The sequence below is a fragment of the Micromonospora sp. DT227 genome, from assembly GCF_049841835.1.
Lineage (GTDB): Bacteria > Actinomycetota > Actinomycetes > Mycobacteriales > Micromonosporaceae > Micromonospora.
Map to the genome: position 1 here is coordinate 397,641 of NZ_JBNCLA010000002.1, position 17,083 is coordinate 414,723.

General features: G+C 71.4%; 18 protein-coding genes. 11 read left to right on the forward strand and 7 right to left on the reverse strand.

Features of this window, described 5'->3' with window-relative positions; genetic code table 11:
• Genes ACLQ2W_RS10785 through ACLQ2W_RS10795 form a run of 3 tightly spaced genes read right to left on the reverse strand, consistent with a single transcriptional unit; the run spans position 1 to position 3,130 of the window.
• Positions 1-1,008, reverse strand: coding sequence for an ABC transporter permease (locus ACLQ2W_RS10785; protein WP_425786270.1), 1,008 nt, complete (start codon positions 1,006-1,008; stop codon positions 1-3).
• Positions 1,005-2,036 (reverse strand): ABC transporter ATP-binding protein, encoded by a 1,032-nt coding sequence (locus ACLQ2W_RS10790; protein WP_425786271.1) that lies wholly within the window; start codon positions 2,034-2,036, stop codon positions 1,005-1,007. The genes ACLQ2W_RS10785 and ACLQ2W_RS10790 overlap by 4 nt, the downstream gene beginning before the upstream one ends.
• Complete coding sequence (locus ACLQ2W_RS10795; protein WP_425786272.1) at positions 2,033-3,130, reverse strand: ABC transporter ATP-binding protein; 1,098 nt, start codon at positions 3,128-3,130, stop codon at positions 2,033-2,035. The genes ACLQ2W_RS10790 and ACLQ2W_RS10795 overlap by 4 nt, the downstream gene beginning before the upstream one ends.
• Positions 3,131-3,371: 241 nt before the next feature.
• On the opposite strand from ACLQ2W_RS10795, the gene ACLQ2W_RS10800 reads away from it, so the two are divergent.
• The 6 genes from ACLQ2W_RS10800 to ACLQ2W_RS10825 all read left to right on the forward strand — a co-directional run bounded on the left by ACLQ2W_RS10800 (position 3,372) and on the right by ACLQ2W_RS10825 (position 10,844).
• Positions 3,372-3,920, forward strand: coding sequence for a Uma2 family endonuclease (locus ACLQ2W_RS10800; RefSeq protein ID WP_425786273.1), 549 nt, complete (start codon positions 3,372-3,374; stop codon positions 3,918-3,920).
• Between the two features lie 33 nt (positions 3,921-3,953).
• Positions 3,954-5,387 carry a TldD/PmbA family protein gene (locus tag ACLQ2W_RS10805; RefSeq protein ID WP_425786274.1) on the forward strand — a complete coding sequence of 478 codons (1,434 nt, stop codon included), beginning with the start codon at positions 3,954-3,956 and terminating at the stop codon, positions 5,385-5,387.
• Positions 5,388-5,422: 35 nt separating this feature from the next.
• The gene (locus ACLQ2W_RS10810; protein ID WP_425786486.1) at positions 5,423-6,850 is read left to right on the forward strand and encodes a metallopeptidase TldD-related protein; all 1,428 of its coding nucleotides are present in this window, start codon (positions 5,423-5,425) and stop codon (positions 6,848-6,850) included.
• A 180-nt stretch (positions 6,851-7,030) separates the two neighbouring features.
• On the forward strand, positions 7,031-7,852 hold the full coding sequence (locus ACLQ2W_RS10815; protein WP_425786275.1) for a hypothetical protein: 822 nt from the start codon (positions 7,031-7,033) through the stop codon (positions 7,850-7,852).
• 11 nt (positions 7,853-7,863) lie between these two features.
• Positions 7,864-9,774 (forward strand): fumarate reductase/succinate dehydrogenase flavoprotein subunit, encoded by a 1,911-nt coding sequence (locus ACLQ2W_RS10820; protein ID WP_425786276.1) that lies wholly within the window; start codon positions 7,864-7,866, stop codon positions 9,772-9,774.
• Complete coding sequence (locus ACLQ2W_RS10825) at positions 9,774-10,844, forward strand: succinate dehydrogenase/fumarate reductase iron-sulfur subunit (RefSeq protein WP_281937886.1); 1,071 nt, start codon at positions 9,774-9,776, stop codon at positions 10,842-10,844. The genes ACLQ2W_RS10820 and ACLQ2W_RS10825 overlap by 1 nt, the downstream gene beginning before the upstream one ends.
• A gap of 110 nt (positions 10,845-10,954) precedes the next feature.
• Here ACLQ2W_RS10825 and ACLQ2W_RS10830 read toward each other — a convergent pair whose 3' ends face one another.
• Positions 10,955-11,341: a (deoxy)nucleoside triphosphate pyrophosphohydrolase gene (locus ACLQ2W_RS10830; protein WP_405091124.1), complete on the reverse strand. Its 387-nt coding sequence runs from the start codon at positions 11,339-11,341 to the stop codon at positions 10,955-10,957.
• A 238-nt stretch (positions 11,342-11,579) separates the two neighbouring features.
• Here ACLQ2W_RS10830 and ACLQ2W_RS10835 point away from each other — a divergent pair, with 238 nt between their 5' ends.
• Genes ACLQ2W_RS10835 through ACLQ2W_RS10855 form a run of 5 tightly spaced genes read left to right on the forward strand, consistent with a single transcriptional unit; the run spans position 11,580 to position 14,309 of the window.
• Positions 11,580-11,888 (forward strand): 4a-hydroxytetrahydrobiopterin dehydratase, encoded by a 309-nt coding sequence (locus ACLQ2W_RS10835; RefSeq protein WP_405091125.1) that lies wholly within the window; start codon positions 11,580-11,582, stop codon positions 11,886-11,888.
• 31 nt (positions 11,889-11,919) lie between these two features.
• Entirely contained in the window at positions 11,920-12,282 is a 363-nt protein-coding gene (locus ACLQ2W_RS10840; RefSeq protein ID WP_405091126.1) for a PH domain-containing protein, read from the forward strand.
• Positions 12,283-12,304: 22 nt separating this feature from the next.
• A complete protein-coding gene (locus ACLQ2W_RS10845) occupies positions 12,305-13,021 on the forward strand; it encodes a SanA/YdcF family protein (RefSeq protein ID WP_425786277.1) in 717 nt (238 codons plus the stop codon).
• Positions 13,022-13,071: 50 nt separating this feature from the next.
• Positions 13,072-13,803, forward strand: coding sequence for a class I SAM-dependent DNA methyltransferase (locus ACLQ2W_RS10850; protein WP_425786278.1), 732 nt, complete (start codon positions 13,072-13,074; stop codon positions 13,801-13,803).
• An 11-nt stretch (positions 13,804-13,814) separates the two neighbouring features.
• Entirely contained in the window at positions 13,815-14,309 is a 495-nt protein-coding gene (locus ACLQ2W_RS10855; protein WP_425786279.1) for a GNAT family N-acetyltransferase, read from the forward strand.
• Between the two features lie 28 nt (positions 14,310-14,337).
• Here ACLQ2W_RS10855 and ACLQ2W_RS10860 read toward each other — a convergent pair whose 3' ends face one another.
• From ACLQ2W_RS10860 to ACLQ2W_RS10870, 3 genes are read right to left on the reverse strand one after another with little or no spacing between them, the layout of a single operon-like run.
• Positions 14,338-15,180, reverse strand: coding sequence for an ABC transporter permease (locus ACLQ2W_RS10860; protein ID WP_405091129.1), 843 nt, complete (start codon positions 15,178-15,180; stop codon positions 14,338-14,340).
• Positions 15,177-16,172: an ATP-binding cassette domain-containing protein gene (locus ACLQ2W_RS10865; protein ID WP_425786280.1), complete on the reverse strand. Its 996-nt coding sequence runs from the start codon at positions 16,170-16,172 to the stop codon at positions 15,177-15,179. The genes ACLQ2W_RS10860 and ACLQ2W_RS10865 overlap by 4 nt, the downstream gene beginning before the upstream one ends.
• Before the next feature lie 12 nt (positions 16,173-16,184).
• Complete coding sequence (locus tag ACLQ2W_RS10870; protein WP_425786281.1) at positions 16,185-17,024, reverse strand: DUF4097 family beta strand repeat-containing protein; 840 nt, start codon at positions 17,022-17,024, stop codon at positions 16,185-16,187.
• Positions 17,025-17,083: the final 59 nt, after the last annotated feature.

A 17,083-nucleotide genomic window follows, 5' to 3' on the forward strand; every position in this document is an offset into this window, starting at 1 on the left:
CTACCGGGACGACTTCGGGTCGAGCGCGTCGCGCAGCGCGTCACCGAAGAGGTTGAAGGCGAACACGAGCGCGAAGATCGTGATGCCGGGGAAGAAGACGTACGCCGGGTCGGTCTGGAGGTAGTCGAGGCTGCGGTAGATCATCCGCCCGAAGCTCGGCGTCGCGTCCGTCAGCCCGACGCCGATGAACGACAGCGCCGCCTCGCTGGTGATGTACTGCGGGACCGCCAGCGAGAAGGCCACCAGGATCGGCGCCCAGACGTTCGGCAGCAACTGGCGGAACAGCATGTGCCCCAACCCGGCGCCGCTGGCGCGCGCCGCCTCCACGAACTCCCGCTCGCGCAGCGCGATGATCTGACCCCGGACCAGCCGGGCCGTGCTGGTCCAGCCGAACAGCGCGAAGATCGCGATGAGCACCCCGATCTGGAAGTACGCCGGCACGGCCTCCCGCTGGCCGTAGAAGCGCAACGCCACGGTCGGCATCAGCGCCAGCGCGATGATCAGGAACGGCATGGCCAGCGTCAGGTCGGTGATCCAGTTGATCACCGAGTCGAGCCAGCCGCCCAGGTAGCCGGCCAGGGTGCCCAGGGTCACGCCGATCGCGGCGGTCAGCACGGCCGCGGCGAACGCGATGAACAGCGACGTGCGCAGTCCGTGCACCATCCGGATGAAGATGTCCCGGCCGAGACCGGGCTCCAGCCCGAACCAGTGCTCGCCGGTGGCGCCGCCGGCATAGCCCAGCGGCATGCCGTAGCCGTCGAGGCGGCTCTGGAACTGCTCCTTCGGCCCCATCCCGTACAGCGCCTCGATCAGCGGCACGGCCAGCGCGACAAGCACGAAGAAGACGAGCAGACCGCCGCTGACCAGGGCGGTACGATCGCGGCGCAGCCGTGCCAGGGCGAGCTGGCCCGGCGAGCGGCCGACGAACTCCTCGTCCCGCCGCGCACCGCCGTCGGCGGGCGTCTCGATCTCGGCGAGGGCCACACCCTCGACCGGGGACAGACTCATTCCGTCACCTCCTGCGCGTCTGCGGCGTCGGCGACGCCGACCGCCACCGGACCCGCCTCCGGGTAGTGGCAGGCGGTGAGTTGGGTGCCGCCGTCGCGGGTGGTCAGTGCGGGTGTCTCGGTGGCGCAGCGGTCGGTGGCTTTCCAGCAGCGGGTGCGGAAGCGGCAGCCCGATGGCGGGTTGAGGGGGGTCGGGACGTCGCCGGTGAGACGGATCCGGCCGGCGGGACCGAGCGTGGTGACGTCCGGGATGGCCGACAGCAGCGCCCGGGTGTAGGGGTGCTGCGGTCGGGTGTAGATGGCGTCGCGGTCGCCGATCTCGACGATTCTGCCGAGGTACATGACCGCGACGCGGTGGCAGAAGTGGCGGATCACGGCGAGGTCGTGGGCGATGAACACGAACGCCAGGTCCAGGTCGCGTTGCAGGCCGCGTAGCAGGTTGATGACCTGCGCCTGGATGGAGACGTCCAACGCGCTGACGGGTTCGTCGGCGACGATCAGCTTCGGTTTCAGCGCGAGGGCGCGGGCGATACCGACGCGTTGACGTTGCCCGCCGGAGAACTCGTGCGGATACCTGTTGTAGTGCTCCGGGTTGAGTCCGACCAGTTCCAGCAACTCCTGCACCCGCCGCTTGACCCCGCCGGGTGGGGTGATCCCGTTGACCTGCAACGGCATCGCCACGATCCGCCCGACCGTGTGCCGCGGGTTCAACGACGCGTACGGGTCCTGGAAGATGATCTGCAAATCCTGCCGCAGGTCACGCAGATCCCGACGCCCCGCGTGGGTGATGTCCCGACCGGCGAACGTGATCGACCCGCTGGTGGGCTCCAACAGCCGCACCAACATCCGCCCCGTCGTGGTCTTCCCACACCCGGACTCCCCCACCAGACCGAGCGTCTCGCCCGGCCGCACGTCGAAGTCCAGGCCGTCGACCGCCCGCACCGCCCCCCTGCCACGCAGCCCGTCGCGCACCGGGAAATGCTTCGTCAACCCCCGCACCGACAACAGCGGCTCGGTCTCGGCGCTCATCGGGCCACCCCCACCCGGGCGATCTCGTCGCGGTAGATCCGCTCCCGATCCCCCGCCGACAGATGACAGGCGACCAGATGCCCCGACTCACCGGCGTCCCGCAACCCGGGCACCTCAAGGCGGGAACGGTCGTCGGCCCACCGGCACCGCGGATGGAACGCACACCCCGAGGGCAAATTGATCAACGACGGCGGATTACCCGGGATCGGCACCAGGTCCGCGTCGGCGTCGCCGTGCAGCGACGGCACGCTCGACAACAACCCCCAGGTGTACGGATGCTGCGGCGTCCGCAACACCCGCGCCACGCTGCCGTGCTCCACCGCCCGGCCGCCGTACATGACGAGGACGTCGTCGGCCACCTGGCTGACCACGCCCAGATCGTGCGTGATCAGGATGATGGCCGACCGGAACTCCGCCTGCAGATCCGCGAGGAGGTCCAGGATCTGCGCCTGCACCGTCACGTCCAACGCCGTGGTCGGCTCGTCGGCGATCAGCAGGTCCGGATCGTTGACCAGCGCCATCGCGATCATCGCCCGCTGCCGCATCCCACCGGAGAACTCGTGCGGGTACTGCGCGAACCGCTTTGCCGGCTGCGGGATGCCGACCCGGTCCAGCATGTCCACGGCCCGGGTGCGGGCCTCCCGCTTCCCGGCCTTCGGGTGGTGCACCCGGTACGCCTCCGCGATCTGCCTGCCCACCGAGTAGTACGGGTGCAGCGCCGACAGCGGATCCTGGAAGATCATCGCCATGTCCCGGCCCCGCAGTCGCCGTACCTCCTCATCGGGCAGGCCGACGAGCTGACGTCCGCCGACGGAGATCTCCCCGGTGACGGTCGCCCGCTTGGACGTGCTGTGCAGGCCCAGGATCGCCAACGACGTGACGCTCTTGCCGGAACCGGACTCCCCCACGATGCCGAGCGTGCGACCCCGCTCCACCGCGAACGACACGCCGTCCACGGCCCTGACCACGCCGTCCTCGGTGTCGAACCGCACCCGCAGGTCTCTGACCTGGAGATAGGGCGCGTCGCCGGCGCGTTGCTCCGGCACCTCCGGGCGGTCCGGCTCCCCGGACGGCACCGCCTCCGACCTGCCCATTGACCGCCTCCCCTTCGGTGATGAAGAGAACCTACAGGAAACCTCTGGAGGCGAAAGTAAGCTACATCGAGCGGTCTGTCAGCGGTCAGAGCGTAACGACTGGGTTTCCGACCTGAACAGCCCTCACCTGGACCTTCGTGAGTCGTGACTCACCGTGGTGGTCTGCTCATCGCACGAGAGGTGCGACGATATCCGTGGTGAAGGAGCGACGATCCCGGCCGACACGAGGTGGAGGTTTGCCATGACGGCGGCGGTGTTCGACCACGACGGCCCGTGGACCGAAGAGGAGTACCTCTCTCTCGGGGAGACGCAGCAACGCGTCGAGCTCTTCGACTGGAGCCTCTACGTGACCCCTGGTCCCACCCCGCTGCATCAGAACATCTCCGGCGAACTTCGCGCCATGCTCCGCACGCCGGCGCGGAAAGCCGGGTTACGCGTGCTCGAAGCCGTGAACGTACGGCTGCGGCCGGGACGGATTCCCATTCCCGACCTGGTCATCACCAATGACATCGACCTACGCGTACCGGTGATAGAGGCCAGTGATGTGCGTCTGGTCTGCGAGGTCATCTCGCCGAGCAACGCGGCGACCGACAAGGTGCTCAAGATGCACTTCTACGCCGCGGCGCAGATCGAGTGGTACCTGCTGATTGAGCAGGACACGTTGACCATGCACCTCTACCGGCGCCAGGACGCGCACTATGTCGAGCACGCCGTCGCGAAGAGAGGCGACACGCTGGACTTGATCCGACCCGTGCGTGCCACGATCCGCCCGGAGGATCTGCTCGCCTGACGGATGTCGGTGCGTTCGCCTAGGGTCGGACGCATGGGATTCGATGCGGCGACCGCCGCCGTGCAGGCCGCCCTCGACGCGGGAGCCCGCTACGCCGACGCCCGGGTGATGCACCGCCGGTACGAGTCGATGTCGGCGCGCAACGGCGACATCGAGGAGCTGGCCCAGCACGAGAGCATCGGCCTGGGGGTGCGCGCGCTCGTCGGCTCCGGCTGGGGCTTCCACGCCGCACCCGAGCTGTCCGACGCCGCGGCCCGCGACGCCGGCCGGCGCGCCGCGGCGATCGCCGCCGCGAGCGCGCGGGTTCCCGGCCCGCCGGTCGACCTGGTGCCGGTGGAGGCGGCGGTGGCGAGCTGGGCCTCGGAGTGCGCGGTCGACCCGCTCGGGGTGCCACTGTCCGACAAGGGCGACCTGCTGGTCGGCGCCACCGCCACGATGCGCGAGCACGGGGCCGACCTGGCCGAGGGGCTCTACCAGGTCTGGGACACCACGAAGTGGTTCGTCTCCAGCGAGGGCCACCGGATCGACCAGCACATCCGCGAGTGCGGCGGCGGCATCTCCGCCACCTCGATCGGCGACGGCGAGACGCAGCGCCGGTCCTACCCGAGCTACCGCGGGCAGTACGGCACGACCGGCTGGGAGCTGGTCACCGCGCTCGACCTGGCCGCGCACGCCGCCCGGGTCGCCGAGGAGTCCCGCGAGCTGCTCACCGCGCCGGAGTGCCCATCCGGCGAGACCGACCTGATCCTCGGCGGGGAGCAGCTCGCGTTGCAGATCCACGAGTCGGTCGGGCACGCCATCGAGCTGGACCGCATCCTCGGCTGGGAGGCGGCGTTCGCCGGCACGTCCTGGCTCGACCTGGCCCGGCTCGGCTCGCTGCGCTACGGCTCGGAGCTGATGAACGTGACGATCGACCCGACCATCCCGGGCGCGCTCGGCAGCTTCGGCTTCGACGACGAGGGGTCGCCGGCGGTCCGACGGGACGCGGTGCGCGAGGGGCGGTGGGTCGGGGTGCTCGCCGGCCGGGACTCGGCCGCCGTCGCCGGCCTGGACCACGGCGGCAGCGTACGCGCCGACGGCTGGGCCCGGCTGCCGATGGTGCGGATGACGAACGTGGGCCTGGAGCCAGGCCCGCACACGCTCGACGAGATCGTCGCGGCCACCGACGACGGGGTGCTGATGGACATCAACAGGTCCTGGTCGATCGACGACAAGCGGCTCAACTTCCAGTTCGGCTGCGAGGTCGGCTGGGAGGTGAAGAAGGGGCGCCGGGGCCGGATGCTGCGCAACCCGACCTACACCGGCATCGGGCCGGTCTTCTGGCGCTCGATGGACATGCTCTCCTCGGAGACGGTCGCCTGGGGCACGCCCAACTGCGGCAAGGGGCAGCCCGGCCAGATCGGGCACACCGGCCACCCGGCCGCGCCGGCCCGGTTCCGCGGCGTGCGGGTGGGGGTACGCGCATGAGCGAACGCACCGAGCGGAGCGAGGGCCGTGAGCGCATGCCCGGTCGGCACGCCATGAGTGACGAGCGGGACCTCGCCGCCCGGGTGGTGGAGCTGGTCCGGCGCGCGGCCGGGCCGGGCGCCGAGGCCGAGGTGGTGGTGACCCGGTCCGATCTGGCGCTGACCCGGTTCGCCAACTCGTTCATCCACCAGAACGTGGCCGAGACCGGCACCGCCGTGCGGCTGCGGCTGCACGTCGACGGCCGGACCGCCGCGGGCGGCGGCAACCGGGTGGACGCCGACGGGTTGACCGCGCTCGTCGAACGCACCCGGGCGGCGGCCCGCCTCGCGCCGCCCGACCCGGCCTGGCCGGGCCTCACCGCGCCGACATCGACGCCGACCGGCCCCGCCGTCGACGAGGCCACCGCGTTCGCGTCGCCCGACGAGCGGGCCGCCCGGGTCCGCGCGTTCGTGGACGCGGTCGACGGGCTGGAGGCGGCCGGTTACTGCCGCACCCTGTACCTGTCCGGCGCGTTCGCCAACTCGGCCGGGCACTCGGCGGTGGGCCGGGCCGCCGAGGCGGCGATGGACGGCATCGCCCGGGCCGGCGGCGCGGACGGGGTGGCCCGCCACTGCGCGGACCGCCTGGCCGACCTGGACGGCGGTGCGCTCGGCGCCCGCGCGGCGGCCAAGGCGCGGGCCGCGGCCGACCCGGTCGAGCTGCCGCCGGGGCACTACGAGGTGGTGCTCGAACCGGCCGCCGTGGCCGACCTGCTCCAGAATCTCGCCTGGTACGGCTTCAACGGCAAGCGGCACGCCGAACGCCAGTCCTTCGCCGAGCCGGGCACGGCCCAGTTCGACCCGAGGGTGACGCTGGTGGACGACCCGCTGCACGCCTCCACGCTGCCGTTCGACCTGGAGGGCACCCCCCGGCGGGCGCTCACCCTGGTGCGGGCGGGCACCACCGAGGCGGTGGCGCACGACCGGCGCAGCGGCGCCGGGGCGGGCACCGGGTCCACCGGGCACGGCATGGCCGGCGGGTCGACGTTTGGCCCGATCCCCAGCAATCTCCGCCTGCTGCCGGCGGACGCCGCCCCGGTGGCGACCGTCGACGGCCCGGCCGGTTCGGTGGGCGCGGGCGTGACCGGTGCGGTGGGCGACCCGGACACGGCGGCCCTGGTGGCCGGCGTCCGGCGCGGGCTGCTGGTCAGCGACTTCTGGTACACGCGGGTGCTGGATCCGAAGCAGCTCGTGGTCACCGGCCTGACCCGCAACGGCGTCTGGCTGGTCGAGGACGGCGTACCGGTGCGTGCGGTGCGCGACTTCCGGTTCACCGAGTCCTATCCGCGTGCCGTAGGGCCGGGCCGGGTGCTCGGCCTGGGCCGGCGGCCGGTCCGGCAGCCGGCCCGGTCCGACGGGTCGTGGTGGGAGGGTCCGGCGCTGCGACTGTCGTCGTGGCACTTCACCGGCGGCGCGTCCGGCTGAGCGACGCCGCGCATATTGATCATGAGCCGGGTCTTTCCAACCAGCGGGACACACGGGACACTGCGTTGCGCGGCCGGGCCGTGAAGATCGGCGTAACGTGTGTCACTTAGCCGCGCCGGTTCACCGGCGTGGTCCCACGTGTGCGCAGGACGTGACAGTGACGTCAGGGAGATGACTCGAATGACAACTACGTCGGCCAGGGGGCCGAGGTCGCAGCCGCGGGGAGCGCGGGCACGTGCCGCCATCGCGGCGAAGACGTTGCGGACCGACCGATGGTGGCTCGCCCCACTGATCACCGTGGTCGGGCTCGGCGCCTGGGTCATCTACGCGACCGTCCGGGTCTTCATGCACAAGTGGTACTGGGTGGAGCAGTACCACTACCTGACCCCGTTCTACTCCCCCTGCGTCACCGAGCGGTGCGTCGAGGGCTCCTCGCACTTCGGCAGCTTCCTGCCCGGCTGGTGGATCATCCCGGACGCGGCGCTGACCCTGCCGTTCCTGCTGCTGTTCCGGCTGACCTGCTACTACTACCGCAAGGCGTACTACCGGTCGTTCTGGCTGTCGCCGCCGGCCTGCGCCGTGCCGGACGGGCACCAGACGTACAGCGGCGAGACGCGGTTCCCGCTGCTCGGGCAGAACCTGCACCGCTACTTCTTCTACGCCGCCGCGATCATCTCGCTGATCAACACCTGGGACGCCGTCCTCGCCTTCCACTCCCCCGAGGGCTTCGGCTTCGGTCTGGGCAACATCGTCCTGCTGGTCAACGTGGTGATGCTCTGGGCGTACACGATCTCCTGCCACTCCTGCCGGCACATCATCGGTGGCCGGCTCAAGCACTTCTCCAAGCACCCGGTGCGGTACAAGGCGTGGACCGGCGTGTCCTGGTTGAACGTCCGGCACATGCAGCTCGCCTGGATCACGCTCGGCACCCTGGCGTTCACCGACTTCTACGTGATGGCGATCGCCGCCGGCTGGTTCAACGACCTGCGGTTCATCAACTGAGGGCCCCTGACATGACTGAAACGCGAATCGAACGACACCACTACGACGTCGTCGTGATCGGGGCCGGTGGCGCCGGCCTGCGCGCGGCGATCGAGGCCCGGTTGGCCGGCAAGAAGACCGCGATCATCTCGAAGTCGCTGTTCGGCAAGGCGCACACGGTGATGGCCGAGGGCGGCGCCGCGGCGGCCATGGGCAACGTGAACTCGCGGGACAACTGGCAGGTGCACTTCCGGGACACCATGCGCGGCGGCAAGTTCCTGAACAACTTCCGGATGGCCGAGCTGCACGCCAAGGAGTCGCCGCAGCGGATCTGGGAGCTGGAGACGTACGGTGCGCTCTTCGACCGCACCAAGGACGGCAAGATCTCGCAACGCAACTTCGGTGGCCACGAGTACCCGCGCCTGGCGCACGTCGGCGACCGGACCGGCCTGGAGCTGATCCGCACGCTCCAGCAGAAGATCGTCTCCCTCCAGCAGGAGGACAAGCGCGAGTTCGGCAGCTACGACGCCCGGATCCGGGTGTTCTCCGAGACCACGATCACCGAGCTGCTGCTGGACGGCGACCGGGTGGCCGGCGCGTTCGGCTACTACCGGGAGTCCGGCGAGTTCATCCTCTTCGAGGCGCCGGCCGTGGTGCTGGCCACCGGCGGCGTCGGCCGGTCCTACAAGGTCACCTCGAACTCCTGGGAGTACACCGGGGACGGCCACGCGCTGGCGCTGCGCGCCGGGGCCACGCTGATCAACATGGAGTTCCTCCAGTTCCACCCGACCGGCATGGTCTGGCCGCCCTCGGTGAAGGGCATCCTGGTCACCGAGTCGGTGCGCGGCGACGGCGGCGTGCTGAAGAACTCCGAGGGTAAGCGGTTCATGTTCGACTACGTCCCGGACGTCTTCCGCAAGCAGTACGCGGAGACGGAGGACGAGGCGGACCGCTGGTACACCGACCCGGACAACAACCGGCGTCCGCCGGAGCTGCTGCCCCGCGACGAGGTCGCCCGCGCGATCAACAGCGAGGTCAAGGCCGGTCGGGGTACGCCGGCCGGCGGCGTCTACCTGGACATCGCCTCCCGCAAGTCGGCGGAGGAGATCCAGCGCCGGCTGCCGTCGATGTACCACCAGTTCAAGGAGCTGGCCGACGTCGACATCACGAAGGAGCCGATGGAGGTCGGCCCGACCTGTCACTACGTGATGGGTGGCGTGGAGGTGGACCCGGATTCCGGCGCGGCGGCCGGCACGGTGCGTGGACTCTTCGCCGCCGGTGAGGTCTCCGGCGGCATGCACGGCTCCAACCGGCTCGGCGGCAACTCCCTGTCCGACCTGCTGGTCTTCGGCAAGCGGGCGGGCGGGCACGCCGCGACGTACGCCGACCAGCTCACCGCCCGCCCGGCGGTGTCGGTGGCGGCGGTGGAGGCCGCGGTGGAGACGGCGCTGGCGCCGTTGCAGCGTGACACCGGGGAGAGCCCCTACCAGCTCCAGCAGGATCTCCAGGTGGTGATGGGCGACCTGGTCGGCATCATCCGGCGGGAGGGTGAGCTGGCCGACGCGCTCGGCCGGCTGGCCGAGCTGCGGGAGCGGGTGGCGAAGGTGAGCGCGGTCGGTGGCCGGCGCTACAACCCGGGCTGGCACCTGGCGCTCGACCTGCGCAACATGCTCGTGGTCTCGGAGTGCACCGCGAAGGCGGCGCTGGAGCGGCAGGAGTCGCGCGGCGGGCACACCCGGGAGGACTATCCGGCGATGGACCCGAAGTGGCGGCGGGTCAACCTGGTCTGCTCGCTCGACGGCGACGCGGTCCGGCTGACCCACAAGGCGCTGCCGACGATGCGGCCGGAGCTGATCGGGCTGTTCGACCGGGCCGAGCTGTCGAAATACCTGACCGACGAGGAGCTCGCCGAGTTCGACGCCCGCACCGAGGAGGAGCGCTGATGGGAAGCAAGCGACAGTTCCGCATCTGGCGGGGTGACGAGACCGGCGGCGACCTCCAGGACTACGCGGTCGAGGTGAACGAGGGCGAGGTCGTCCTCGACGTCATCCACCGGCTCCAGGCCACCGAGGCGCCGGACCTGGCGTGCCGCTGGAACTGCAAGGCCGGCAAGTGCGGCTCCTGCTCGATGGAGATCAACGGCAAGCCGCGGCTGGGCTGCATGACGCGGATGTCGACGTTCGAGGAGACGGAGACCGTCACGGTCACGCCGCTGCGGACCTTCCCGGTGATCCGGGACCTGGTCACCGACGTGTCCTTCAACTACGAGAAGGCGCGGGAGACCCCGGCGTTCGCGCCGCCGGCCGACGTGGCGCCCGGTGACTACCGGATGCAGCAGGTCGACGTCGAGCGCTCGCAGGAGTTCCGCAAGTGCATCGAGTGCTTCCTGTGCCAGAACGTCTGCCACGTGATCCGCGACCACGACGAGAACAAGCCGGCGTTCTCCGGTCCCCGGTTCTTCATCCGGGCCTCCGAGTTGGACATGCACCCGCTCGACACGCGTACCGACCGCAAGGAGTACGCGCAGTCGGAGATGGGGCTCGGGTTCTGCAACATCACGAAGTGCTGCACCGAGGTCTGCCCCGAGCACATCAAGATCACCGACAACGGGATCATCCCCATGAAGGAACGGGTCGTGGACCGCAGGTACGATCCCCTTGTGTGGCTCGGTAACAAGATCTTCCGGAGGGGTCAAGTGCCTCAGACCAGCGCGACCAGCGGGCATTCCAGTGGTGCGGTGACCACCGGCGCGGCTCACCGTGGGGTGCACTCGCACGCCGGCGGTTCGCACGACAGCGGTGCCGAGCGCCAGGCCCAGCAGGGCGTCAACTGGCAGCGCGAGGTGCCGCACCCGACCGCCCCGGCGGTGGACGCCAACGGCAAGCTGCCGCTGACCGAGCTGACCTTCGACCGGGCCGCCGCGCCGTCGCCGTTCGGCGACGACGTGGAGTTCCCGCTGCCGGCGGAGCACCTCAACTTCGCCCACCCGCAGCAGGACGAGCCGAAGCACTGACAAGCGGCGCGACGATGACGGGGGCCAGCGGCACACGCCGCCGGCCCCCGTCCCGTTTCCGCCCGGCTGTCCGGTTCGGCGGGTCTGATCCTGCCGGCGGCGGGCGCGGCTCAGGGCTTGGCGAGCAGCGGACGCAGCGCGGGCACGATCGGCACGTCGGCCGGCAGCCATTCGACGGTGTCCAGCTCGGTCGCGGAGAGCCAGCGCAGTTCGGCGTGTTCCAACGCGGTCGGCTGGTCGCCGTGCAGCAGGCGGGCCGCGTAGACCCGCAGGACGGACCGGCCGTGCGCCATCCGGACGTCCCGCCCGACCCGGGTGCCGACCGCGACCCGGACGCCCAGCTCCTCGGCGCACTCCCGGGTCAGCGCGTCGACCTCGGTCTCCCCGGGCTCGACCTTGCCGCCGGGGAACTCCCACCGCCCGGCCACCTCGGGCGGCGCGGCGCGCTCGCAGGCGAGGACTCGGCCGGCCACGATGATCGCCGCTCCGACGACCACCCTCGGCTCCCGCCGGTCGGCCTGCCCATTTCCGCTAACCCGTTCGGTCCGCACGGGCCACCAGCGTGCCAGATCAATCGGCGGTTTGGGTAGCTGAGTCGGCCATCAGGCCAGCAGAACACGGAAGTGTGGGCGTGGACACACCATCTGTGCGACGACAGACTAGAGGGCGTCGACTGGGACACGGGATGGCGACGATTTGGCCACAAGCCGGCAACGACGCCTGGGAGGTGCGGTGATGCGCGTGCTGTTCAGCAGCCGGGCGAAGCACGACTACCTCAGCGACGCGCTCGCCCTGCTGCCCGGGTGGACGCGCGAGGGCGAGCAGCTCAGTCGCATGCTCGCCCTGGACGACACCCAGCACGCCGCGCTCACCGAGCGGGTGGCGGTGGTCGCCGACGCGCTGCGACTGCGCCCCGAGATCAGTCGCCAGGCCGGGCGGACCCGGATCAGGCTGGGGCACGACGACGGCGAGCCGCTCACCGAGGGTGAGGTGCTGCTCGCGGCCCGCATCGAGGACGCGGTCCGGGCGGTCACCGCGCCCTGAACACTGGCGCGGCTGCCCTACCGTCGAGGACATGTCTGGTCCGACGTACGACCGCAAGGAACAGTTCCAGCAGATCCAGAGCGGGCTGCTGCCCGGGGAGCAGATCATCGCCGTCTACGACGCGATCGGCACCGGCACCGGCTTCATCGGCCTGACCGACCGGCGCGTGATCGTCCAGGACCGCTCGTTCGTCGGCAAGCGGTACGCCATCACGAGCATCCCGTACTCGAAGATCACCAGCGTGAGCGTGGTGAGCAACAAGTCCTGGGGTGGCTCGTTCTTCTCCACCGGGGCGATCGCCGTGCACGTCGGCACGCACACCTACGAGGTGGAGTTCCGGGGCGCGGACAAGAGCCACCACGTGCACAACGTCATCCTGCACCACATCTCCTGAGCGGCCTGGCACAATCGCCGCCATGCGGGGGCTGACGGCACGCTGGCGCACCTGGCACGACGGGCACCGGCGGGCCGTACGCCTGATCCGCCGGCTGCTGCTGACCGGCGTCGCCGGCGCGGTGCTGCTGGCGGTGGCGACGGCGGCCAGCGTGGCCTGGGTCCGCGGCGACGCCGAGGGGCACGTGTTCACCGTCGCCGACGTGCCGGACGCGCCGGTGGCGCTGGTGCTCGGCGCCAAGGTCGAGCCGGACGGCGCACCGTCGCCGTTCCTGGCCGCCCGGCTGGAGATCGCCCGGCAGTTGTACGCGGCCGGCAGGGTCAAGGTGGTGCTGGTCTCCGGCGACCACATGGACTGGGACTACGACGAGCCGGACGCGATGCGACGCTGGCTCGTCGACCGGGGGGTGCCGGCGGAGAAGGTGGTGCTCGACCACGCCGGCTTCGACACCTACGACTCGTGCGTCCGGGCCCGGCGGATCTTCGGCGTGCGGCGGGCCATCGTGGTCACCCAGTCGTTCCACCTGCCCCGCGCGGTGGCGCTCTGCCGGCACGTCGGGGTGACGGCCGACGGCGTGGGCGACGACACCGTCCGCCGGTACGCCCGGCAGTGGCGGATCAGCAGCGCCCGGGAGTACGGCGCCAGCGTGAAGGCCGCGGTGGACGTGCTCTCCGGCCGGGACCCGGTGCACCTCGGCCGGCACGAGACCGGCGTGGACGACGCCCTGCGGGCGGGCTGACCGTCGTAATCCGGTTGTGGCGCCGGGACGACCACTGGTCTGCTGACGCAATGTCCGTCTTCGATGATCCCGGCCTGTTCGGCCGACTCTGGGCCGCGAACTACGACGGCCCCGGCAATCCCGACCCGACGCCGGCCGTCGACTTCCTCGCGCCCGTCGCCGCGGGCGGACCGGTGCTCGAACTCGCCATCGGCACCGGCCGGGTGGCCCTGCCGCTGGCCGCGCGCGGCCTCGCCGTGGAGGGCGTCGAGGCGTCCCCGGAGATGGTCGCGCAGCTGCGCGCCAAGCCGGGCGGCGAGCACCTGCCGGTCACCATCGGCGACATGGCGGACGTCCCGGTGTCCGGGCCGTACCGTCTGGTCTTCCTGGTCTTCAACACGCTGTTCAACCTGGTCGACGCGGAGCGTCAGGCGGCGTGCTTCGGCAACGTCGCGCGGGTGCTGGCGCCCGGCGGCGCGTTCGTCATCGAGACGTTCGTGCCCGACCCGGCCGGCTTCGACCGGGACGAGCAGGTCCAGGTCCGGGAGGTGACCGAGGACTCGGCCACCATCCGGATGCACCGGTACGACCGGGCGGCGCAGACGTTCGTGCGGCAGACCATCACGTTCGACGCCGATGGCGTGCACCTCAAGCCGTTCGCCATGCGCTACGCCTGGCCGGAGCAGATCGACGAGATGGCGGAGCGGGCCGGGCTCCACCTCGCCGAGCGGTACGCCGACTGGGACCGGACGCCCTTCGACGCGGACAGCCGCACGCACATCTCGGTCTACCGCCTCCGGTAACGTCGTCGCCGATGACCGTCACCGTTGCCGCGATGGACGACACGCACGCCGATGCCGTGCTGGCGATCTACCGCCTCGGCATCGCCGAGGGCGACGCCACGTTCGAGACCGAGCCGCCGGAGTGGCCCCGGTTCACCGCCGGCCGGTTGCCCGGTCACCGGTGGGTGGCGCTCGACGCGGGCGGACGGCTGCTCGGCTGGGTGGCCTGCTCGGCGGTCTCCGACCGCTGCGTCTACGCCGGGGTGGTCGAGCACTCCGTCTACGTGCATCCCGAGGCGCGGGGCCGCGGCGTCGGCCGGCTGCTGCTGGACGCGCTGATCGACTCCACCGAGGCGGCCGGCGTCTGGACCATCCAGTCCGGCGTGTTCCCGGAGAACACCGCCAGCCTGGCGCTGCACGCGGCCCGCGGCTTCCGGGTGGTCGGCACCCGGGAGCGGATCGGCCGGCACCACGGTGTCTGGCGGGACGTCACGCTCATCGAACGCCGCAGCCCCCGGATCCGCTGACTCGCGGACCGGGGGGCGGGCGCCGCAGCTAGCGGGACTCGCGGTTGAACAGCCGCCGGGACCAGAGGTACCCGCCGAGCGCGACGACGGCGCACCAGCCGAGCGCGAGCCAGCCGTCGTTGCCGAGCGGCGTGCCCATCAGCAGGCCGCGCAGGCTCTCGATGATCGGGGTGAACGGCTGGTACTCGGCGAACCAGCGCAGGCCGGCCGGCATCGAGTCGGTGGGCACGAACCCGCTGCCGAGGAACGGCAGCAGGATCAGCGGCATCGGCAGGTTGCTCGCGGTCTCCACGCTCTCGCTGACCTGGCCGAGCGCGACCGCCAGCCAGACCAGCGCGAACGTCACCGCCGCGAGCAGGCCGACCGCGCCCAGCCAGCCGACCGGCCCGGCGGTGGGACGGAAGCCGACAAGCAGCGCCACGCCGATCACCACGGCCAGGCTGAACGCCGCCTGGATCATGCTGCCGAGGACGTGTCCGGTCAGCACCGAGACGCGGGCGATGTGCATGGTGCGGAACCGGGCGATGATGCCCTCGGTCAGGTCCATCGCGATCGAGATGGCGGTCCCCTGGACCGTGGCCGCCACCGTCATCAGGATGATCGCCGGCGCCACGTAGTTGGCGTACGCGGCCCGGGTCCCCGCACCGGCCGCGCCGCCACCGGCCGTCGACCCCCCGGCGCCGCTCCCGAGCCCGGCGCCCAGCGTGCCGCCGAACACGTAGACGAAGAGCAGCAGGAAGACCACGGGCATCCCGATGAGCATCACGGTCATCGACGGGTAGCGCAGCATGCGCCGGAGGTTGCGGCGCAGCATCGTCACCGAGTCGCGCAGCGGGTGGAACCGGAGGTCGGCGTGGGTGGAGACGCTCATCGCGTGGTCACCTTCCCATCGGACGGCTGGTCGGTGCGGGTGTCGGTGGGTCCGCCGGTCAGGGTGTCGGTGGGTCCGCCGGTCAGGGTGAGGAAGACGTCGTCGAGGTCGGGGGTGTGCACGGACAACTCGTCGACCTCGACGCCACCGTCGTCGAGCCGGCCGATCAGCGCCCGCAGCGACCGCAGGCTGCCGTCGCCGGGCACCCGCAGGGTGAGCGCGTCGGTGTCGCGGGTGGCCCGGTCGAGCACGCGTACCGCCGCGTCGAGGCCCGCCGGGTCGGCGAACCGCAGCCGGACGTGCCCGCCCGGGATGCGGCGCTTCAACTCCTCGGGGGTGCCCTCGGCGACCACCCGGCCGTGGTCGAGCACCGCGATCCGGTCGGCCAACTCGTCCGCCTCCGCCAGGTACTGGGTGGTCAGGAAGATGGTCACGCCGCCGGCCACCAGCTCGCGGACGATCTGCCACACGTCCCGGCGGCTGCGCGGATCGAGCCCGGTGGTCGGCTCGTCCAGGAAGATCACCCGAGGGTCGCCGACCAGCGTCATCGCCAGGTCGAGTCGCCGCAGCATGCCCCCGGAGTAGGTCGACGCCGGCTTCCCGGCCGCCCCGGTCAGGTCGAACCGTTCGAGCAGCCGGGTGGCCCGCCGCCGGCCCTCGTGGCGGGCGAGGTGGTGCAGGTCCGCCATCAACCGCAGGTTCTCCTCGCCGGTGAGCAGCTTGTCCACCGCGGAGAACTGACCGGTGACACCGATCGCGGCGCGTACCGCGTCCGGCTCGCGGGCCAGGTCGTGCCCGGCGACCCGGACCTCACCGCCGTCGGCGGCGAGCAACGTGGACAGGATCCGCACGGTGGTGGTCTTCCCGGCGCCGTTCGCGCCGAGCAGCGAGAAGACCGTGCCTTCGGGTACGCGCAGGTCGACGCCGTCGAGCACGACGTGCTCGCCGAACGACTTCCGGAGCCCGGTCACGGCGATCTGATACGTGGTCATGGTGTCCTCCCGTCAGGACCGGTGGATGGTGATGTCGCCGTAGGAGGTCCGGCCGCGTACCTCGACGGTTTCCTCGGTGCCGCCCGGCCGCGCGGTGCTCTCCAGGTGGTTGTGCACCTGGCCGAAGCCGGTGTTGACCTCCAGCCAGGCGGCGGTGCCCGCCGCGACGCCGATGTCCAGGTCACCCATTGCGGTGCCCAGCACCACCGAGCCGCGCGTCACCTCGGCGACACGGATGCCGCCGTTGGAGGTCTTCGCGTCGACGCCGGCGCCGGCGTGCGCCACCTCGATGGCACCGTTGGCATTACGCACCCGCACGTCACCGGTGGCCGCGTCGATCGTGGTGTCGCCGTTGGAGTTCTTCACCGCGACGGCGCCCTGGACACTGCCGACCCGCACCGTGCCGGAGCCGGTGGAGATCTCCGCGTCGCCGGTGATCTCGTCGACGGTGACGTGGCCGACGCCGGTGTGCAGGCGCAGCGGGCCGCTGCGCTCCAGCCGGACGTTGCCGGTGGTCTTCACCCGGGTCTCGCCGAGCCGGCCGGTGGCGTGCACGTCGCCGAGCAGCAGGTGCGCGGCGAGCCGGGAGTCGCCGGGCAACTCGATGGAGACATCCACCGACCTGCTCTTCTTCGAGAAGTCGAAGGTGCGCTTCGGGCCGGTCACGTGCAGCGTGCCGTTGGTGAACTCGACGCGTACCTGGGCGGCGGCCTGGACGTCGGACTCGTCGTCACCGTTGCTCGGGCGGACCTCCACCACGGTGTCGGCGCGGTCGCCGGCGGCCACCCGCACGGCGGCGACGCCGAGTTCCATCGTGACGGAGATCGATTCGGGTGTGTCGAAAACAGGCATGGTTGTCCCCACATCCTGGGTCGGTGAGTCGTCCCCGCAGGTCAGGGGGACGTGAAGAG